This window comes from Micromonospora zhanjiangensis (genome assembly GCF_042650605.1).
In the GTDB taxonomy this organism is placed as follows: domain Bacteria; phylum Actinomycetota; class Actinomycetes; order Mycobacteriales; family Micromonosporaceae; genus Micromonospora_J; species Micromonospora_J zhanjiangensis.
Genome location: NZ_JBHSBN010000007.1, coordinates 102678 through 119889 on the forward strand (window position 1 = coordinate 102678; position 17212 = coordinate 119889).

General features: G+C 71.7%; 14 protein-coding genes and 2 pseudogenes. 10 read left to right on the top strand and 6 right to left on the bottom strand.

The window, feature by feature from the left end:
- Positions 1 to 12: 12 nt before the first annotated feature.
- The 3 genes from ACFOX0_RS12770 to ACFOX0_RS12780 all read right to left on the bottom strand — a co-directional run bounded on the left by ACFOX0_RS12770 (position 13) and on the right by ACFOX0_RS12780 (position 2219).
- Positions 13 to 1392 carry a hypothetical protein gene (locus ACFOX0_RS12770; protein WP_377545066.1) on the bottom strand — a complete coding sequence of 460 codons (1380 nt, stop codon included), beginning with the start codon at positions 1390 to 1392 and terminating at the stop codon, positions 13 to 15.
- Positions 1392 to 1856 carry a hypothetical protein gene (locus ACFOX0_RS12775; RefSeq protein WP_377545068.1) on the bottom strand — a complete coding sequence of 155 codons (465 nt, stop codon included), beginning with the start codon at positions 1854 to 1856 and terminating at the stop codon, positions 1392 to 1394. The genes ACFOX0_RS12770 and ACFOX0_RS12775 overlap by 1 nt, the downstream gene beginning before the upstream one ends.
- Positions 1857 to 1988: 132 nt before the next feature.
- Positions 1989 to 2219: an acyl-CoA carboxylase subunit epsilon gene (locus ACFOX0_RS12780; RefSeq protein WP_377545070.1), complete on the bottom strand. Its 231-nt coding sequence runs from the start codon at positions 2217 to 2219 to the stop codon at positions 1989 to 1991.
- A gap of 102 nt (positions 2220 to 2321) precedes the next feature.
- Between ACFOX0_RS12780 and ACFOX0_RS12785 the strand changes: the two are divergent.
- The 6 genes and pseudogenes from ACFOX0_RS12785 to ACFOX0_RS12810 form a co-directional block, all read left to right on the top strand.
- Positions 2322 to 3741: pseudogene (locus ACFOX0_RS12785) on the top strand (protein kinase domain-containing protein); the annotation flags it as partial.
- A gap of 122 nt (positions 3742 to 3863) precedes the next feature.
- Positions 3864 to 5132, top strand: a complete 1269-nt coding sequence (locus ACFOX0_RS12790) for a hypothetical protein (protein WP_377545072.1) — start codon at positions 3864 to 3866, stop codon at positions 5130 to 5132.
- A 96-nt stretch (positions 5133 to 5228) separates the two neighbouring features.
- Positions 5229 to 5486, top strand: a complete 258-nt coding sequence (locus ACFOX0_RS12795) for a hypothetical protein (RefSeq protein ID WP_377545074.1) — start codon at positions 5229 to 5231, stop codon at positions 5484 to 5486.
- 287 nt (positions 5487 to 5773) lie between these two features.
- Entirely contained in the window at positions 5774 to 6727 is a 954-nt protein-coding gene (locus tag ACFOX0_RS12800; protein WP_377545076.1) for an endonuclease domain-containing protein, read from the top strand.
- Between the two features lie 262 nt (positions 6728 to 6989).
- On the top strand, positions 6990 to 7766 hold the full coding sequence (locus ACFOX0_RS12805) for a M50 family metallopeptidase (RefSeq protein WP_377545078.1): 777 nt from the start codon (positions 6990 to 6992) through the stop codon (positions 7764 to 7766).
- A gap of 236 nt (positions 7767 to 8002) precedes the next feature.
- Positions 8003 to 8992: a ketopantoate reductase family protein gene (locus ACFOX0_RS12810; RefSeq protein WP_377545079.1), complete on the top strand. Its 990-nt coding sequence runs from the start codon at positions 8003 to 8005 to the stop codon at positions 8990 to 8992.
- Between the two features lie 123 nt (positions 8993 to 9115).
- Here the strand turns inward: ACFOX0_RS12810 and ACFOX0_RS12815 are convergent, their stop codons facing one another.
- The gene (locus tag ACFOX0_RS12815; protein WP_377545081.1) at positions 9116 to 10711 is read right to left on the bottom strand and encodes an acyl-CoA carboxylase subunit beta; all 1596 of its coding nucleotides are present in this window, start codon (positions 10709 to 10711) and stop codon (positions 9116 to 9118) included.
- A 233-nt stretch (positions 10712 to 10944) separates the two neighbouring features.
- Here ACFOX0_RS12815 and ACFOX0_RS12820 point away from each other — a divergent pair, with 233 nt between their 5' ends.
- The gene (locus ACFOX0_RS12820; RefSeq protein ID WP_377545083.1) at positions 10945 to 11892 is read left to right on the top strand and encodes a biotin--[acetyl-CoA-carboxylase] ligase; all 948 of its coding nucleotides are present in this window, start codon (positions 10945 to 10947) and stop codon (positions 11890 to 11892) included.
- 178 nt (positions 11893 to 12070) lie between these two features.
- Positions 12071 to 12643: a PH domain-containing protein gene (locus ACFOX0_RS12825; protein WP_377545085.1), complete on the top strand. Its 573-nt coding sequence runs from the start codon at positions 12071 to 12073 to the stop codon at positions 12641 to 12643.
- A gap of 281 nt (positions 12644 to 12924) precedes the next feature.
- Here the strand turns inward: ACFOX0_RS12825 and ACFOX0_RS12830 are convergent.
- A pseudogene (locus ACFOX0_RS12830) lies at positions 12925 to 13371 on the bottom strand (GtrA family protein); the annotation flags it as partial.
- 70 nt (positions 13372 to 13441) lie between these two features.
- Entirely contained in the window at positions 13442 to 13981 is a 540-nt protein-coding gene (locus ACFOX0_RS12835; RefSeq protein ID WP_377545087.1) for a GtrA family protein, read from the bottom strand.
- Between the two features lie 392 nt (positions 13982 to 14373).
- Here ACFOX0_RS12835 and ACFOX0_RS12840 point away from each other — a divergent pair, with 392 nt between their 5' ends.
- Both ACFOX0_RS12840 and ACFOX0_RS12845 read left to right on the top strand, forming a co-directional pair.
- Positions 14374 to 16251, top strand: coding sequence for a phosphoenolpyruvate carboxykinase (GTP) (locus ACFOX0_RS12840; protein ID WP_377545089.1), 1878 nt, complete (start codon positions 14374 to 14376; stop codon positions 16249 to 16251).
- 70 nt (positions 16252 to 16321) lie between these two features.
- Positions 16322 to 17212 carry a hypothetical protein gene (locus ACFOX0_RS12845; protein ID WP_377545091.1) on the top strand — a complete coding sequence of 297 codons (891 nt, stop codon included), beginning with the start codon at positions 16322 to 16324 and terminating at the stop codon, positions 17210 to 17212.

The window sequence follows — 17212 nt, forward strand, 5'->3', positions numbered from 1 at the left end:
TTGATCGGTGTTTCACCTGTCCAACCCGATTGCCGGCCCGGGATCGATGGGTCCAGGTGCCTCTGGTGGAAGAAGTACTGGGGGAACCCCTTCCTCAACCTCCCAGGGATTGTCTGGGTCCCAGGGTTTTCCTACCCGGGTTTTCTCTTTATCAATAGATTTTTCTGGCGAAACCCTGTTCCATGCATGGCCCCTCGAACTTATAGAGTCCTTGCGTGCCCCCTGGCTCGGTCGATGGCTTGTGCTGCCTACTGGGGTGCTACCTGTGCCGCCGCCGATCACGCCGCCGACCGGATTGATTCTTCGTGGCTGCGTCGCAGCGCCTCCGGGCTGTCCTAACCCCGGACCACCTCCGATCAATCCGCCAGGCGGTAAGGGTCGCGACGCTACAGGCGCTTCTCCAATGGGAAATCTGGTAGCTCCATTCAGTCGGTCGCTGAGCGGAAGTCCTCCCGTGGGACCAATTGGCCGATTGGCTAGCGGCCTACCTGGCGCGCCTGGCAACGCTGACTGGGGTGGAAAACCTGCCGAGAAATTGGTCGGACCACCGATCGGCGAGGGGGCAGGAATCGCCGGTACCGGGGCGGCTGGGAGATGCGTGGCTTGTGTGCCAGCGCTCCCCAATATTGGGCCGTTACCACCGATCACTGAACCAGGACTCGGCGCGCGAGGGGTCGGGACTGGAGCACGGCCGCTCTCTGATGCTCGCTCCTGCAAGCCGCCAGAAGTGTCGACGGGGACAGGAACGATCGGAGGGATAACCGGAGCGGAACCGCCGCCTGGCTGACTCGGATCGTCAGGCGCTCTGTTCCCAGGTGACCTGTATACCGGTGGTCGTTGGATCTGGACCTGGGCCTGGACGAGTTCGGTGCTCAGGCCGTACATCATGGTGCGGGCCTTGGCGTTCAGGGCTTCCAGCTCCGCGTCGGTCACCGGCGGCCGGCCGTGCACCCCGTCGAACCCGGCCTGCTTCAGCGACGCCTGCCGCTCGTCGTACTTCTGCTTCTCGCCCGCCTTCGCGACGTACTCCTGATGCAGCTTCTCCAGCTTGCTCCGGGTCGCGCTGATCGCCGTCGTGGCCGCCGAGAACGTCGTGTAGTTGGCGCTGGCCACCTCGTGGGTGCCGCGCAGGCTCTGGATCAGGAAGTCGAGCCGGTTCACGTACTCGGCGGCGGCCTGGCTCTTGCCGGGTGGCCAGGCGGCGGCGAGGCTGTCCCGGTACTGCTGGACGCGGGACAGGTGGTACGAGGTCAGGTCGCAGGTCTTCTTCCAGCCGTCGGCGACCTTCCAGTGGTCGTCGGTGTGCTGGTCGGCCAGCTTCTCCCACATCTGCGGCACGGTCTGCCGGGACCAGTCGGTGATGCCCGAGCTGCCGCCGTCGTTGAGTTCCATCAGACGTTCCCTGCGGTGTCCGGTGGTGTGGGGGTGGGGAAGGAACCCGACGTGTCGGGTGCGCCCGGCCCGGGCACCCGGGCGACCGCGGTCTCGTCGAGCGCGTCCCGCACGTCGGCCGCGCGGGCCGCGGCGAAGGCGTCCGACCCGCGATAGTGCCTGCTGACCTTCTGCGCGGCGTACGCGAAGCCGCCGGTGGCGTCCCGGTAGACGTGGGCGTTGACGCTGGTGAGCTGCTGGGCGTCGTTGTGGGCCTGCATGAACGAGACGAGTTCGGGGAAGTCGGCGCGTGGCTGGGGCAGCGGCGTGGTCATCGCCGCGTCGACCAGGTCCAGGTGCGGCACGTAGTTGCCGCGCACCTCGGCGTCCAGCTTGGCGGCGAGTTCCTCCATCCGGCCGATGTCGGCCTCGATGTCGCCGTAGTCCCGCAGCCACGCCGGTGGAAGGTCTTCCTCAGGTATCACGGTGCCTCCCCAGGACCAGCCTCATGCCCAGAACGAGGTTAGTCGGTTACTGCCAGTGTCGGCAGCCCCGGCCGGGGTGTCGCCAGGGGAGGAACCAGGGGGAGCTGCAGGGGAGGAACCAGGGGAGGAGCTTCAGCGGGGGAGCGCGGAGAACCGCCAGCCGTCCGGACCGGGGCGAGCGCTCATCCCGTACCCGTAAGAAACGCCCGGTCGGGCGCTGCGGGTCCAGGCGGACGTGGTGGTCCGGCGGGCCGGTCCGGCGGTCGGTCGGGTACGGGTCATGATGGCGCCGACCAGCGCGGCCAGTTCCTCGGCGGTGGGGGTGCCCCGGACCACCCGGAACACCGGTTCCTGCTCAGCCATGGGCCCAGCGTACGGCCTCGTCGGCGGCCGCCTCACCAGTGTCCGTCCCATAGTGGCGTGCCGCTGGTGTGACCGCACCGTCCGCCGGGTACCGTTCTCCGGATGTCCGACGCGTATTCCCGCCTCGTTGCTGACCGATATCGGCTACTTGAGCCGCTCGGTCAGGGCGGCATGGGTCGCGTGTGGAAGGCCCGCGACGAGGTGCTGCACCGGGACGTCGCCATCAAGGAACTGGTGCCGCCGCCCGGCCTCACCGAGGACGAGCGCCGGGAGATGCGGGAACGTTCGCTGCGCGAGGCCCGCGCCATCGCCCGGCTGAACCACATCAACGTGGTCCGCGTCTTCGACGTGCTGCGCACCGACGGCGACCCGTGGATCGTGATGGAGTACGTCGCGTCCCGGTCGCTGCACGACGTCATCCAGTCCGACGGGCCGGTGCCGCCGCAACGCGCCGCCGAGATCGGCCTGGGCGTGCTGGGCGCGTTGCAGGCCGCGCACCGCAACGGCGTGATGCACCGGGACGTCAAGCCCGGCAACGTGCTGATCGGCACCGACGGTCGGGTGGTGCTCACCGACTTCGGCCTGGCCACCGTGCCGGGCGACCCGAACGTGACGCGCACCGGCCTGGTGCTCGGCTCGCCCGCGTACATCGCGCCGGAGCGGGCCAAGGACGGCACCGCCGGGCCGCAGGGGGACATGTGGTCGCTCGGCGCGACTCTCTACGCCGCGGTGGAGGGCCAGTCGCCCTACGCCCGCCAGTCGGCCATCGCCACCCTGGCCGCGCTGGCCACCGAGCCGCCCCCGCCGCCGCGCAACGCCGGCCCGCTGAAGGGCCTGCTCGCCGGGCTGTTGCGCAAGGACCCCACCCAGCGGATGACCGCCGCCGAGGCGGAACGCCAGCTCCGTCGCATCGTGCACAAGCGGACCCGCCCGGGCATCTCGCTGCTCGACGGCGTACGACGGCCCGGGCCGAACGGCCCGCGCGAGCCGCGTACCCGGGTCATCACCACCCCGACGCCGCCGCCGGTCGGCGGCGCGCCCGCCGTGCCGTCGCAGCGCGGCGGTCGCGGCACGTCGGAGAAGCCGGGCGACCGGCCCGCCGAGGCCGCCGCGCCGGCCACCGAGGTCATCCCGCCGACGACCTCCGACCCATCGGGTACGGGGGACCGCGCGACCGCCGCCGGCCCGAGTGACCGATCCGGTACGCGGCAGGCCGGCACCAGGTCCGAAGCCGCCACCGGATCCGGTGCCCCGGACAACACCGCCGCCTCCGCGCCGGTCTCTCCTTCGGTCGGCGCGCCCGGCACATCCGGCGCGGCTGCCTCTCCTTCGGTCGGCGCATCCGACGTGGCTGCCGCCGCGCCGGCCGACGCGCCGGGCACATCTGACGCCGCCGGTGCGGCCGACGCGGCCGGGTCCGGCGTCTCCGCCTCCGGTGCCGTCGCCGGTGGCCATGGCTCCGGTGCCGCCGGACGTGGTGGCCCCGAGCAGACCGGCGATCTCGCCGGCCCCGACGACGTGGCCGGACCGGGCGCGTCGACCGCGTCCGGTAGGTCCGCCGGATCGGGCACGTCAACGGCCGTAACCGACGAATCGGCTGCCGATGAATCCATCGCGGTCACCGGAGCGGTCGCCGTCGGCGCGGTGGTCGCGGGGGCGGGCGAGGGTGCGAGCGCCGACCCGACCCAGAAGGTCGACCCGTCCGCCGAGTCCGGGCAGCGGTCGGGCGAAACCGGGCAGCCATCCGGCGCGACCGGACGGGACGACGGCGAACCGGAGCCGGCCGACGAGAGCGACGAGGCGCAGCCGACCGGGGGTCCGACAGCGGGCGGTCCGACGACGGCCGGTCCGGCGGCTGGCGGTTCGACGGCTGGCGGTCCGACGACGGCCGGTCCGGCGGCTGGCGGTTCGACGGCTGGCGGTCCGACGACGGCCGGTCCGGCGGGTGGCGGTTCGGCGGCTGGCGCGACGGAGCAGGCCGAGATCCCCGCTCAGACGAAGAAGAAGAAGCGTGGCCGCGAACGGGTCACGTCGGCCGCGCCGCCGGTGGACGCGCCGACCCGGGTCGACAATCCGCGGGTGTCCGTCGCGGACCCGGCACCGAACCGGCCGACGGACCGCCCGGCGGTGGCGGGTACACCGGCCGGTGCGGCATCCGGGCCCGCGGTCGGCCGGGCGCCGATCGTGGCCGGGCTGAAGGAACGCGCCCTCGGCGACAACCGCAAGAAGTGGCTGATCGGCGCGCTCGCGGCGGTGCTGCTGATCGCGCTGCTGGTGATCGTGCCGCTGGTCAACTCCGGTTCGGACGACGGTACGAAGCCGGGCGCCGGCCAGCCGAGTAACACCCCCGGCACGTCGAACTCCGCGCCACCGGCCACCTCCGCCGCCCCGTCGACCGGCCCGACCAGCGCGGCGCCGGCGCCGCCTCCGAGCCCGACCGCCCCCGCCAAACCGCCCGTTCCGGCCGGTTGGACGCTGCACAAGGACTCCCTCAACGCCTTCACCATCCCGGTACCGAACGGCTGGACCCGAAGCGTGGCCAGCCAGGACACAGTGATTTTCAACGGTCCGGGTGGCCGGCTCCTGCTGGTCCAGTGGACCCCCACCCCGGCCGGCGACCCCTACAACGACTGGCACAAACAGGAGCCGGCCCGCAAGTTCCAGCCGGGGGTGCAGAACTACCGGTACCTGAGCATCAACCGGGTGCCGGGCTACTTCAAGTCCTGCGCGGACTGGGACTGGCTGCAGACCAAGAACGGCGCCGACTTCCACGTCCGGAACCGGGGCGTCGTGACGGCCAAGAACCGCGCCTACGGGATCCGCTACGAGGTTCCGGAGTCGGAGTGGAAGGGCAAGGAGGAGAACAACTTCCTCATGCTCACGGCCAACTTCGACCCGGACCGTAAGGACTGACCGCCACCAGCCGGGCCGGCTGACCGGACGCTCAACAGGATTGACCTCCCGACCTTGTGGGTACTGCTTTCCGCACGACGGGAAAGGAGGTACGACATGAGCTTCCGACGACGGACCACCAAGCCGAGTGTTGCGCTGTGGATGCTCGTCGCCGTCGGCGACGTGCTGCTGATCCTGGCCGGCATGGGTACGTTGATCGCACTCGTGAGCGTCGTGACCATCGCCGTCGCCGCGACGGGCGCCTGGCTGCTGATGCGGCGTGGCGTACCCGCTCGGAACGCGGTTTCCAGCCCGACCGGCGTACCGGTGGTCGCCCGGGTCCGAACTCCGGTGACCGCCCGACGCCGAGCCTGACCGGCAACCAACAACCGACAACCGCACCTGACGACACGCGTCGCAGCGACAGGAAATAGCGGCCGCAGGACCAGCCACGCGCCCCGCCGGGGTGATAGCCGATCCCGCGCCCGCTATTTCACGCTCCGACAGCGGTAGGCGGGTGGGTTTGTGCGCATCCAGTGCTGCGGCAGCGACACCGGATGCGCACGAACCGCAGCGGCGGGGACCGTCGCCGCACGGTCGGTGAGACGACAGGGTCGGAGCGGCGACAACACGGGCCGCGCGGTGCGGGTTGGATCGCCCGGATGCGGATTCCACGGGACGACGCGAGCGCGCTGGACTGGTTGCTGTTCGAGCAGTCCGGGTTGCTCACCTGGCAGCAGGCCACGACCGAGTTGACCCCGGCCAAGGTGCGGCACCGGTTACGCACCGGTCGTTGGCGCCGGTTGTGCCGCGGTCTGCTGATCAGCCATACCGGCCCTCTCACCGAGGACCAGTACCGCTGGGCGGCAGTCCTGGCGGCGGGTCCGGACGCGGTGCTGGCCGGCTTGGCGGCGGCCCGTGCCGGAGGGTTGCGTGGTAACTGGCGGGACGCACCCATCGACGTGCTCGTCCCGTACCACCGGCGGGCGGCCGACCTGCTGCGCCGGCTGCCGATCGGACTGCCCGCCGTCCGCGTTCACCGGACCCGGCACCTGCCCGACTGCGACCTGCAGCGAGGCCGCCCCGACCGGACCTCGATGGCCCGGTCGCTGGTCGACGCGGCCCAATGGGCACGCGACGACGACACGGCGCAGGCGGTCCTCGCCGCCGGTTGGCAGCAGCGCCGGGTGACCCCGGCCGAACTCCGGGCGGTGGCCGACCGGATGCCGAGCCTGCCGCGTCACAGACTGGTGCTGCGGACGGTGGCGGATCTCGCCGGTGGTGCCGAGGCGCTGTCCGAACTCGATCTGCTACGGCTCTGCCGCCGGCATCGGCTGCCCGTTCCCGACCTGCAGGAACGCCGGGTGGACGCGAGCGGCCGGGTCCGTTATCTCGACGCGCGATGGCGTCGGTGGCGACTGCACGTGGAGATCGACGGCGCCCACCACATGGAGGTACGGCAGTGGGCCGCAGATCTACGGCGGCAGAACGACATCTGGATCGCCGGCGACCGGATTCTCCGGTTCACGGCGTTCGAGGTCCGCCGTCACCCCGCCCGGGTCGCCGACCAACTCCGCGCCGCCCTCGAAGCGGCCGGCTGGCACCCCAAGCTGTGAACCGTTCTTGTTGCTGGAACGACAAGAACTGCACCCAGCCTGCCCGGGCCGCCCGCCCGCGCGGCGGAGCAGCGTCGGGACTGGCGCGTTGTCGCGGCGGGATGGCCGTTGGCGTCCCGACACGGCCTGCGCCGAGGCGATGAGATCACCGGCGTCGCGGAGGAGACCACCCGTTCCGCCGTTGCCGCGTGGCCGCGCCAACTGGCCAGGCGAACAGCGCGGCGTGGGTGGGCGGGCGGGTGTGCGGAGGGTGTGAAGAGGGATGGGGGCGGTTGGTGGGGCGCGGGTAGGCTCGCTGGCTGTGATCTCCTCGATCGGTGAACTCTGGGACAAGGTCTTCGGGGCGCAACCCGATCCGCCGCCGTGGCTGGTCCTGGTCACCGGCGTCATCGCCCTTACGGTGGTGCTGACCCGGACGCCCTGGCGGGTCGGTCGGAACGCCATCACCATCGCGCACGAGGGCGGGCACGCCCTGGCGGCGGTGTTGACCGGCCGGCGGTTGCAGGGCATCAGGCTGCACTCGGACACCTCCGGGCTCACCCTGTCGGCCGGCCGACCGACCGGGCCCGGGATGGTGTTCACCCTGCTCGCCGGCTATCTCGCCCCGTCGCTGATCGGGTTGGCCGGTGCCTGGCTGCTCGGCGGCAACCGGATCACCCTGTTGCTCTGGATCGCGGTCGCCCTGCTGGTCGCGATGTTGGTGATGGTCCGCAACGCGTACGGGATGATCTCCCTGGGGGCCACCGCCGGGCTGGTGTTCAGCGTCTCCTGGTTCGCGCCGCCGGAGGTGCAGGCCGCGTTCGCGTACGCCGGGGTGTGGTTCCTGTTGATCGGCGGGGTCCGGCCGGTCGGTGAGTTGCAGAGCATGCGGCGGGGTGGGCGGATGCCGCAGTCGGACGCCGACCAGTTGGCCTGGGTGACCCACCTGCCCGCGCTGCTCTGGGTCGCCGTGTTCGGCCTGGTCAACCTGTTCGTTCTGGTGGTGGGGGCGGGCCTGCTCGCCGGCCCGTTCCTGAACGGAAGCCGACCGATCTTCTGACCCGACCGCCGGTCGACCTCCCGGCAACCGGGCGGCAGGCCGGTCCGGCGTGGGGTAGGCAGCTCCGGACGCCGCCGGCTCCCGTCACCGGGCGGCGGTCCGGTCTGGACCGGCGGGGAAGGGCGGCCTGCCGGCCGTCCGGGCCGACCAGACTGCGGACCGGTCCGGTACCGGGTAGAACGACCGAACCCGGCCGGTCCCCGGCCAGGGCGGCAAGGATCGACGAGGAGACCAGCATGCGGTACGTGATCATCGGCGCCGGCGCGGTCGGCGGCACCATCGGCGCGCTTCTGGACCGGGCCGGCCACGACGTGACGTTGGTGGCCCGCGGCGCGCACCTGGCGGCGATCCGGGAGCGGGGCCTGACGCTGGACTCGCCGGACGGCGAGTACGTGGCCCGGACGGTGGCGCTGGACGGGCCGGCCGGCCTGACCCTGGAGCCGGACACCGCGCTGCTGCTCACCGTCAAGTCGCAGGACACCGAGGCCGCGCTGCGGGCCTGGGCGGACGTGCCGGTCCGCGACGGCGGTACGGCCGCCGACCGGCTGCCGCTGCTGACCGCCCAGAACGGGGTGGCCAACGAACGCACCGCGCTGCGCTACTTCCGGCACGTGTACGGGGTCTGCGTCTGGCTGCCGGCCACCTTCCTGGAGCCCGGTCTGGTGGCCGCCGAGGGGCACCCGCACCCGGGCATGCTGCACCTGGGGCGCTACCCGACCGGCAGCGACGACACGGCCCGCCAGATCGCGGCCGACCTGACCGGCGCCGGGTTCGTCAGCCCGGTCCGGGACGACGTGCCGCGCTGGAAGTACGCCAAGCTGCTCAGCAACCTCGGCAACGGGGTCGATGCGCTACTCGGCCGGGCCGCGGCCGAGCACGCCGAGTTGCTGGCCCGGCTGCGGGCGGAGGGCGAGGCCGCGCTGACGGCGGCCGGCATCGGGTACGCCTCGCAGGCCGAGGAGCAGGCCGACCGGGGCGACCGGGTGCAACTGCGTCCGGTGGCCGGCCGGAGCCGTCCGGGCGGCTCCACCTGGCAGAGCCTGGCCCGGGGCGCCGGCACCGCCGAGGCCGACTTCCTGAACGGCGAGATCGTGCTGCTGGGCCGGCTGCACGGGGTACCGACGCCGGTCAACGCGGCGGTGCAACAGGCGGTCCGCCGCGCGGCCCGGGACCGGATCCGGCCCGGCACCTTCCCCGCCGCCGAACTGACCAAGCTGCTGGACTGATCCCGGGCGCCCGGCGCCCGACGGCCGGGCCGTGCGCTGGGAGTTCCCCCGGCCGCCGCTGCTGCCGCCCCGCCATGCCGCGGGCTGCCCGGTGCCGCTGCGGGTCGCCGGACAGCCGTCGGATTACAGCGGGATGTTGCCGTGCTTCTTCGGCGGCTGGGTCTCCCGCTTGGTGCGCAGCACCCGCAGCGCGCGGACGATCTGCGAGCGGGTTTCGGCCGGGGCGATCACCGAGTCGACGTAGCCGCGTTCGGCGGCGACGTACGGGTTGGCCAGGGTGTTCTCGTACTCCTGGATCTTCTCGGCGCGGACGGCGGCCGGGTCGGCGGCGCCGGCCAGCTCCGAGCGGTACAGGATGTTCACCGCGCCCTGGGCGCCCATCACGGCGATCTGCGCGGTCGGCCAGGCGAAGTTGAGGTCGGCACCGAGGTGCTTGGAGCCCATCACGTCGTACGCCCCGCCGTAGGCCTTGCGGATGATCACGGTGACCTTCGGGACGGTGGCCTCGGCGTACGCGTAGATGAGCTTGGCGCCGCGCCGGATGATGCCGTCCCACTCCTGGTCCGTGCCGGGCAGGAAACCGGGTACGTCCACGAAGGTCAGCACCGGAATGTTGAACGCGTCGCAGGTCCGGACGAACCGGGCCGCCTTCTCCGACGCGCCGATGTCCAGGCAACCGGCGAAGTGCATCGGCTGGTTGGCGACCACGCCCACCGGCCGGCCCTCGACCCGGCCGAAGCCGACCACGATGTTCTGCGCGTAGAGCGGCTGGACCGGCAGGAACTCGCCGTCGTCCAGGACGTGCTCGATCACCCGGTGCATGTCGTACGGCTGGTTGGCCGAGTCCGGGATCAGCGTGTCGAGGTCCCGGTCGTCCTCGGTCACGTCCAGCGCCGCGTCGGCCTCGAACGCCGGCGGTTCGTCCATGTTGTTGGCCGGCAGGTACGACAGCAGCGCCTTGACGTAGTCGATCGCGTCTTCCTCGTCGGCGGCCAGGTAGTGCGCGTTGCCGCTCTTGGCGTTGTGGGTGCGCGCCCCGCCCAGCTCCTCCATCGCCACGTCCTCGCCGGTGACCGTCTTGATCACGTCCGGCCCGGTGATGAACATGTGCGAGGTCTGGTCGACCATCACGGTGAAGTCGGTGACCGCGGGGGAGTAGACCGCGCCGCCCGCGCACGGACCCATCACCAGGGAGATCTGCGGGATCACGCCGGAGGCACGGACGTTGCGGAAGAAGATCTCGCCGTACAGGCCGAGGCTGACCACGCCCTCCTGGATCCGCGCCCCGCCGGAGTCGTTGATGCCGACCACCGGGCAGCCGATCTTCATGGCCAGGTCCATCACCTTGACGATCTTCTGCCCGAAGACCTCGCCGAGCGAGCCGCCGAAGACGGTGAAGTCCTGCGCGAACACGCAGACCTGCCGGCCGTCGACGGTGCCGTACCCGGTCACCACGCCGTCGCCGTACGGGCGGGTCTTCTCCAGCCCGAAGTTGGTGGACCGGTGCCGGGCCAGTCCGTCGAGTTCGACGAAGGAGCCCTCGTCGAGCAGCAGCTCGATCCGCTCCCGGGCGGTCTTCTTGCCCCGGGCGTGCTGCTTCTCCACGGCCCGGGCCGAGCCGGCGTGCACCGCCTCGTCGACCCGCCGCTCCAGGTCCGCCAGCCGGCCGGCGGTGGTGTGGATGTTGATCTCGGCATCGGCCCCGCTCGTCGCGCTCACGTCGCGATCGTAACGATGGTTCAGTCGACCGCTACCGCCCGGTACGGTGCGGTTCGCCTCGGCGCCGTCCCGTCGGCCGTGCGGCCCGTCGGGTGCGTCGGGTGTGTCGGGCCGTCGGGCGGTCGGGTGTGTCGGGCCGTCGGGCCGTCGGGCCGTCGGGTGTGTCGGGCCGTCGGGCGGTCGGGTGTGTCGGGCCGCCGGGCGGGCCGGGTCCGAGGCCGTAGGCTGGCGGGATGCCCGGTTCGCCGTACACCGACCTGGACCGCCCGCCGCTGAACGCCGACCGGCTGCGGCGCGCACTGGTCGAGCCGTACGGGCCGTGGCGCCGGCTGGAACTGCGGACCGAGACCGGGTCGACCAACGCGGACGCGGCCGAGGCGGCCCGGCGCGGGGAGCCCGAGGGCCTGGTGGTGGTGGCCGAGCGGCAGACCGCCGGCCGCGGCCGGCTCGGCCGCAGCTGGCAGTCGCCGCCCCGGGCGGGCCTCGCGGTCAGCGTCCTGCTGCGGCCCGGCGACGCCGACCCGGACCGCCGTTGGCCAGCCGTCCCGACCAACCGGTACGGCTGGCTGCCGCTGCTGGCCGGGGTCGCGTTGGCCACGGCGGTGACCCGGTTGGCCGAGCTGCCGGCCGAGCTGAAGTGGCCCAACGACCTGCTGGTGGGCGACGCGAAATGCGCCGGGATCCTGGCCGAGGGGGTGCCCGGCCCGGACCCGGGCCGGGCGCCGGCCGTCGTGCTGGGGTTCGGCCTGAACGTCACCCTGCGCGCCGACGAACTGCCGGTGAACCCGACCGGACTGCCGGCGACGTCGCTGGCGCTGGCCGGGGCGACGGCCACCGACCGGGACCCGCTGCTGCGCGCGGTGTTGCGGTCCGTCGCCGACTGGTACGACCGGTGGCGTACCGCCGGGGGCGACGCGGACGCGTGCGGGTTGCGGGCGGCTTACCTGCGGCACTGCGCGACGGTGGGCCGCGACGTGCGGGTCCTGCTGCCGGCCGGCGACCCGCTGGTGGGCGCGGCGACCACGGTGGACCACGAGGGCCGCCTCGTCGTCACGACCGCCGGCACGGACGCGGGCGTCGCCGCCGGCACGGACGCGGGCGTCGCCGCCGGCACGGACGCGGGCGTCGCCGCCGGCACTGAGCATCGGGTCGCCGCCGGCGACGTGTTGCACCTGCGCTGAGCCGACCGCTTGCGCCTGCGCTGAGCCGACCACCCGAAAAGCCGGGAGGAAAACCAGCGCGCGGCGGGCGTCGGCGGTGGCGTCGAGCCAGTACGGTCAGCGCGACATCGACGTTTCCGGCGACCCGCCGCGACCGCTCCGGCGGACCGGGCGAGGATCGCGACGCAAGGAGGTTGGCGTGGCATTTCCCGATGACGTGCTCACGGCGGACGAGCACGTCGTTCTGCACCTGCACCCGCACTGGAAGGCGCTGATCCGGCCGGTCCTGATCGTGGTGCTGGCCGTCGCCGCGGTGGTGGCCGGACTGGTCCTGCTGCCGGACGGCGGTGCCGGCACGATCGGCGTGTACGTGATCGCGGCGGTGGGACTGGTGCTGGTGCTCTGGCTCAGCCTGTGGCCGTTCCTGGTCTGGAAGACGACGCACTACCTGTTCACCAACGAGCGGGTGCTGCTGCAGACCGGCGTGCTCTCCCGCGACCGGCGGGACATCCCGCTCGGCCGGATCAACGACCACTCGATGAACCAGCACTTCGTCGAGCGGATGCTCGGCTGCGGCACGTTGACCATCGAGTCGGCCGGTGAGCGGGGCCAGTCGGTGCTCACCGACATCCCGCGGGTGGAGAAGGTGCAGACCACCCTGTACGAACTGGTGGAGGCGAACCACGACAAGCACTCGCTCGGCGACGACGAGATGCGGGACATCCTCGAGGACATGCGGGACGGTAAACCGCTGCGCCAGCAGCCCCGGTGACGAGCGGCCGGCGCGGGGTCGCGGTGGTTCCGGGTCCGGCGACGGACCCGACGCGGCGACCCCGGCCGGTTATTCCGGTGCCGGCTGGTGGTGCCGGCCGGTCAGCGGGTGGCGCGGACGGCCTCGGTGACGTCCTGGGAGTGTTCGAGTTCGGTGACCGCCTCGGCCAGCTCGGCCACCGGGTCCAGCTCGGCGACCAGGTGGTGCTCGTGCGGGTGCCGCCGCGGTTCGGCGCCCACCGGTTCGGGGCCGACCGGTGGCTGGCCCGCCGGCTCGGCCGGCGTCGGACCTTCCGGGGCCTTCCGGAAGACGAAGGTCCGGTAGGCCCAGAACCGGAAGATGGTGCCGATCACCAGGCCGAGCGTCTTGACCCCGGTGATGACGGTCAGGCTCGTGACGTCGAGGCCGTACTTGGCGAAGCCGAGCAGACCCAGTTCGATGGCGAGGCCCGCGCCGTTGAAGACGAAGAACAGCATGGACTCCCGGCGCATCGCCGCCTTCGGCCGGTCCCGGTACGTCCAGTGCCGGTTCATCAGGTACGACGTGATGGCGGCGACGATGGTCGCGACGACCGTTGCCTTGAGTTCACCGCGGTGGAAGACGGTCAGTGCGAGCGTGATGAACACCGCGTAGTTGATCGCGGTGTTGATGCCACCCACGATGCCGAATTTCAGGGCCTCGTGGACGAACTTCCGCCATCGGTCCGGCAGCATGTGGGCAGGACGCATTCGGTCACCTTAGGGGAGAGAACGGTCGGACGCGGCCGGGCGGGGCCGGGATGGGCGGTAGCTCACGTCCTCAGTCACGATTGGTGATGACGTCGGGGGCGTCCTGTGCGGCCGGGCCGACGAAGACGAACCGCCGGTAGGACCAGAACCGGAAGAGCGTGCCCAGGGCGGCGCCGACCAGGTTGGCGGAGATGTTGTCGGCCAGCAGGGTCTTGAAGACGCCGGGCCAGATGCTGCCGAGGCCGTAGCGGCTGATGCCCAGGCAGGCCAGGGCGATGCCGAGACCGGCCGCGTTGAAGAAGAAGTAGAGCCCGTACTCCCGGGCCATCCCGGACCGCTCCCGGTGCCGCCAGGTCCAGAACCGGTTGCCGATGAAGGCGACCGTGGCGGCGACGATCGTGGAGATCGTCTTGGCGGTCAGCTCCTCCACGCCCCACGCCCTGATGAGGACATTGAACAGGCCGATGTCGACGACGTAGGCGACCGCTCCGACGACGCCGAACTTGCCGACCTCGCGGATCAGGTGGCCGAACCGGTCGAACAGGCGGCGGATGAGTCCGTGGCGGGTGCCCGGTGCGGAGGGCTGGTCGCCAGTAATGGTCACGGGCACGGCTTCGAGAGTACCGGTTCCGGTCCGCCGCCAAGCGCCCCACGGCGAGTCGTCACCGGTCGGCCGGGCGACAGTAGCCAGCAAAACACCATTAATACGCACCAAACACCGACTGTCGCAATTGTCTGGATCAGTGCCTCTGGGATGCCAGCGGCCCGCTCCCGGCGCCGAGAAAGAATTTGCGCGAAACTGCGCGCTGCGACGCGGAAAAGCTCGACTGTCGGCAAGATGGCCGTACCTTGTGCAGTTCTTCACAAGAAGTCTCGCTGCTCGCGAGGGTTACTCGGTTTACGCTGACGGGAAATCCCAGGTGTTGCGAAGGCGAAGCGTTACGGCTCGCCGGTGCTGTGCACCCCTCACATCGGTCAGTGTCGACCACAAGGAGAATCGCCATGGCTGCTCCGGCTACCATCCGGGGGCTCGATCAGGCTCCGACCTCCCATCCCGAACTGCTTGCCTGGGTACGCGAAATCGCCGAACTGACCACGCCGGACCAGGTGGTGTGGGTCGACGGCTCGGACGCCGAATGGGACCGTCTCACCACCGAACTGGTCGACGCCGGCACGCTGGTGCGACTCGACCCGGAACGCAAGCCCAACTCGTTCTGGGGACGGACCGACCCGTCCGACGTGGCCCGCGCCGAGGACCGGACGTTCATCTGCTCGGTTGACGAGGCCGACGCCGGTCCGACCAACAACTGGATGGCCCCGGCCGACATGAAGCGGGAGATGACCGCGCTCTACCGGGGTTCGATGCGCGGCCGGACGATGTACGTCATTCCGTTCTGCATGGGCCCGTTGGAGGCCGAGTCGCCGATGTTCGGCGTCGAGATCACCGACAGCCCGTACGTGGTGGCCTCGATGCGCATCATGACCCGGATGGGCGAGAAGGTGCTGCGCGGCATGGGTGACGACGCGGCCTTCGTGCGCGCGCTGCACTCGGTCGGCGCCCCGCTCGCCGAGGGACAGCAGGACGTGGCCTGGCCCTGCAACGACACCAAGTACATCTCGCACTTCCCGGAGACCCGGGAGATCTGGTCGTACGGTTCCGGCTACGGCGGCAACTCGCTGCTCGGCAAGAAGTGCTACTCGCTGCGGATCGCCAGCGCGATGGCCCGCGACGAGGGTTGGCTCGCCGAGCACATGCTGATCATGAAACTGACCTCGCCCGAGGGCAGCGTGCACTACATCGCCGGCGCGTTCCCGTCCGCCTGCGGCAAGACGAACCTCGCCATGCTGGAGCCGACCATCCCGGGCTGGAAGGTCGAGACCATCGGCGACGACATCGCCTGGATGCGGTTCGGCGAGGACGGCCGGCTGTACGCGGTCAACCCCGAGTACGGGCTGTTCGGCGTCGCGCCGGGCACCGGCTGGAAGACCAACGCCAACGCCATGCGGACGATGGACCGGGGCAACTCCATCTTCACCAACGTCGGCCTGACCGACGACGGGGACGTCTGGTGGGAGGGCATGGGCGAGCCGCCGGCCCACCTGATCGACTGGAAGGGTCGGGACTGGACGCCGGACAGCGACGAGCTGTCCTCGCACGCGAACAGCCGGTTCTGCACCCCGATCACCCAGTGCCCGATCGTGGCCGACGAGTACAACGACCCGAAGGGCGTACCGATCGACGCGATCCTGTTCGGCGGCCGGCGCAGGGACACCGTCCCGCTGGTGACCGAGGCCCGGGACTGGGTGCACGGTGTCTACCTCGGAGCGACGCTCTCCTCGGAGACCACCGCCGCCGCGTCCGGCCAGGTTGGCGTCGTGCGCCGGGACCCGATGGCGATGCTGCCGTTCATCGGTTACCACGCCGGTGACTACTTCCGGCACTGGATCGAGATGGGCAAGGGGACCGACGGCGACGAGGCCAAGCTGCCGAAGATCTTCTACGTCAACTGGTTCCGCAAGGACGCCGACGGCAACTTCCTGTGGCCGGGCTTCGGGGAGAACTCCCGGGTGCTGAAGTGGATCGTCGAGCGGGTCGAGGGGCGCGGCGAGGCGGTGGAGACGCCGATCGGGTTCGTGCCGGCGCCGGACGCGCTGGACACCGAGGGCCTGGCGGACTTCTCCGCCGAGGACATGCGGATCGCCACCAAGGTCGACGTCGACGAGTGGCGGGCCGAGCTGCCGCTGGTCACCGAGTGGTTCGAGAAGTTCGGCGACAAGCTGCCCGGCGTGCTGTGGGCCGAGTTGGACGCCCTGAAGGCCCGGCTCGACCTGGAGGAGAACCGGATCCGGTCGGCGCAGCCCGAGACGCACCGGGCCTGACCGCCCACCCGTCGCCCGTCCGCCCCGCCGGGTGGTGTGCGGACGGGCGACGGCGGGCACTATCGACGGCATGACGACGACGGCCGCCGCGACCCCCGAGGTCCGGCGGCCGCCGGCCGTCCGCGCGCTGTCCGGCCTGCTGGCCACGACCGCGGTGGTCTGCGTCGCGGTCGAGGTGCTCAACTGGTGGTACGCGCCGGAGGCGGGGGTCGGGCTGTCCGTCCGTACCGGCTGGGCGCTGCTGCGGTCGCTCGGCTTCCTGTTGCTGATCGGGCACGTCCGGCGGGGCCGGGCCGCGGCCCGGCCGTTCGGGCTGATCCTCACGGTGACGACGATCTTCGCGGTCGGCCGGCTGATCGTGCCCCGGCAGGGGACACCGCCGCTGCCCGGGTTGCTCGGGTTCGGGCTGTTGAGCGGGCTCTGCCTCGCGGTGGTCTGGCTGCTGTACCGGTCCCCGGTGGTGGCGGAGCACCTGGTCCGGCAGCCCGGCCGGCTGGTGTTCGACCGGCAGGGCATCACCTGGCAGGAGTCCGCACCGCGCCGGCCCGCCGTGGCCGGTTGGCTGCTCACCGCCCGGGTCGCCACCTTCACCTACAGCCCGCTGATGCTGGTGCCCGCCCTGGTGGCGATCGGCGCGATCTTCGACGGGCGGCTGGCCTTCGTACCGGCGGTGGCGGTCTGGCTGGCCGCCGGCTTCGCGGTCAGCTACGTGGTGCTGTTCTGCGCGTTCTTCCTGCTGCGCGGCAAACGCTGGGCACGGGTCGTGCTGGTCGTGGTCACCGTCGCCGTACTCCTGGTGGACCTGCCGTTGTGCTGGGCGCTGCTCGGGCCGGACGGCCTGGTCCGCGACGGTGGTCCGCTGCTGGCCGCCGCGGCGCTGGCGCTGTACGCCCTGTGGCGCGCCGGCCGGACGGCCCGGCGCGCCGATGCCGATCCGGGACTCGCCGGCCGCCCGGCGTAG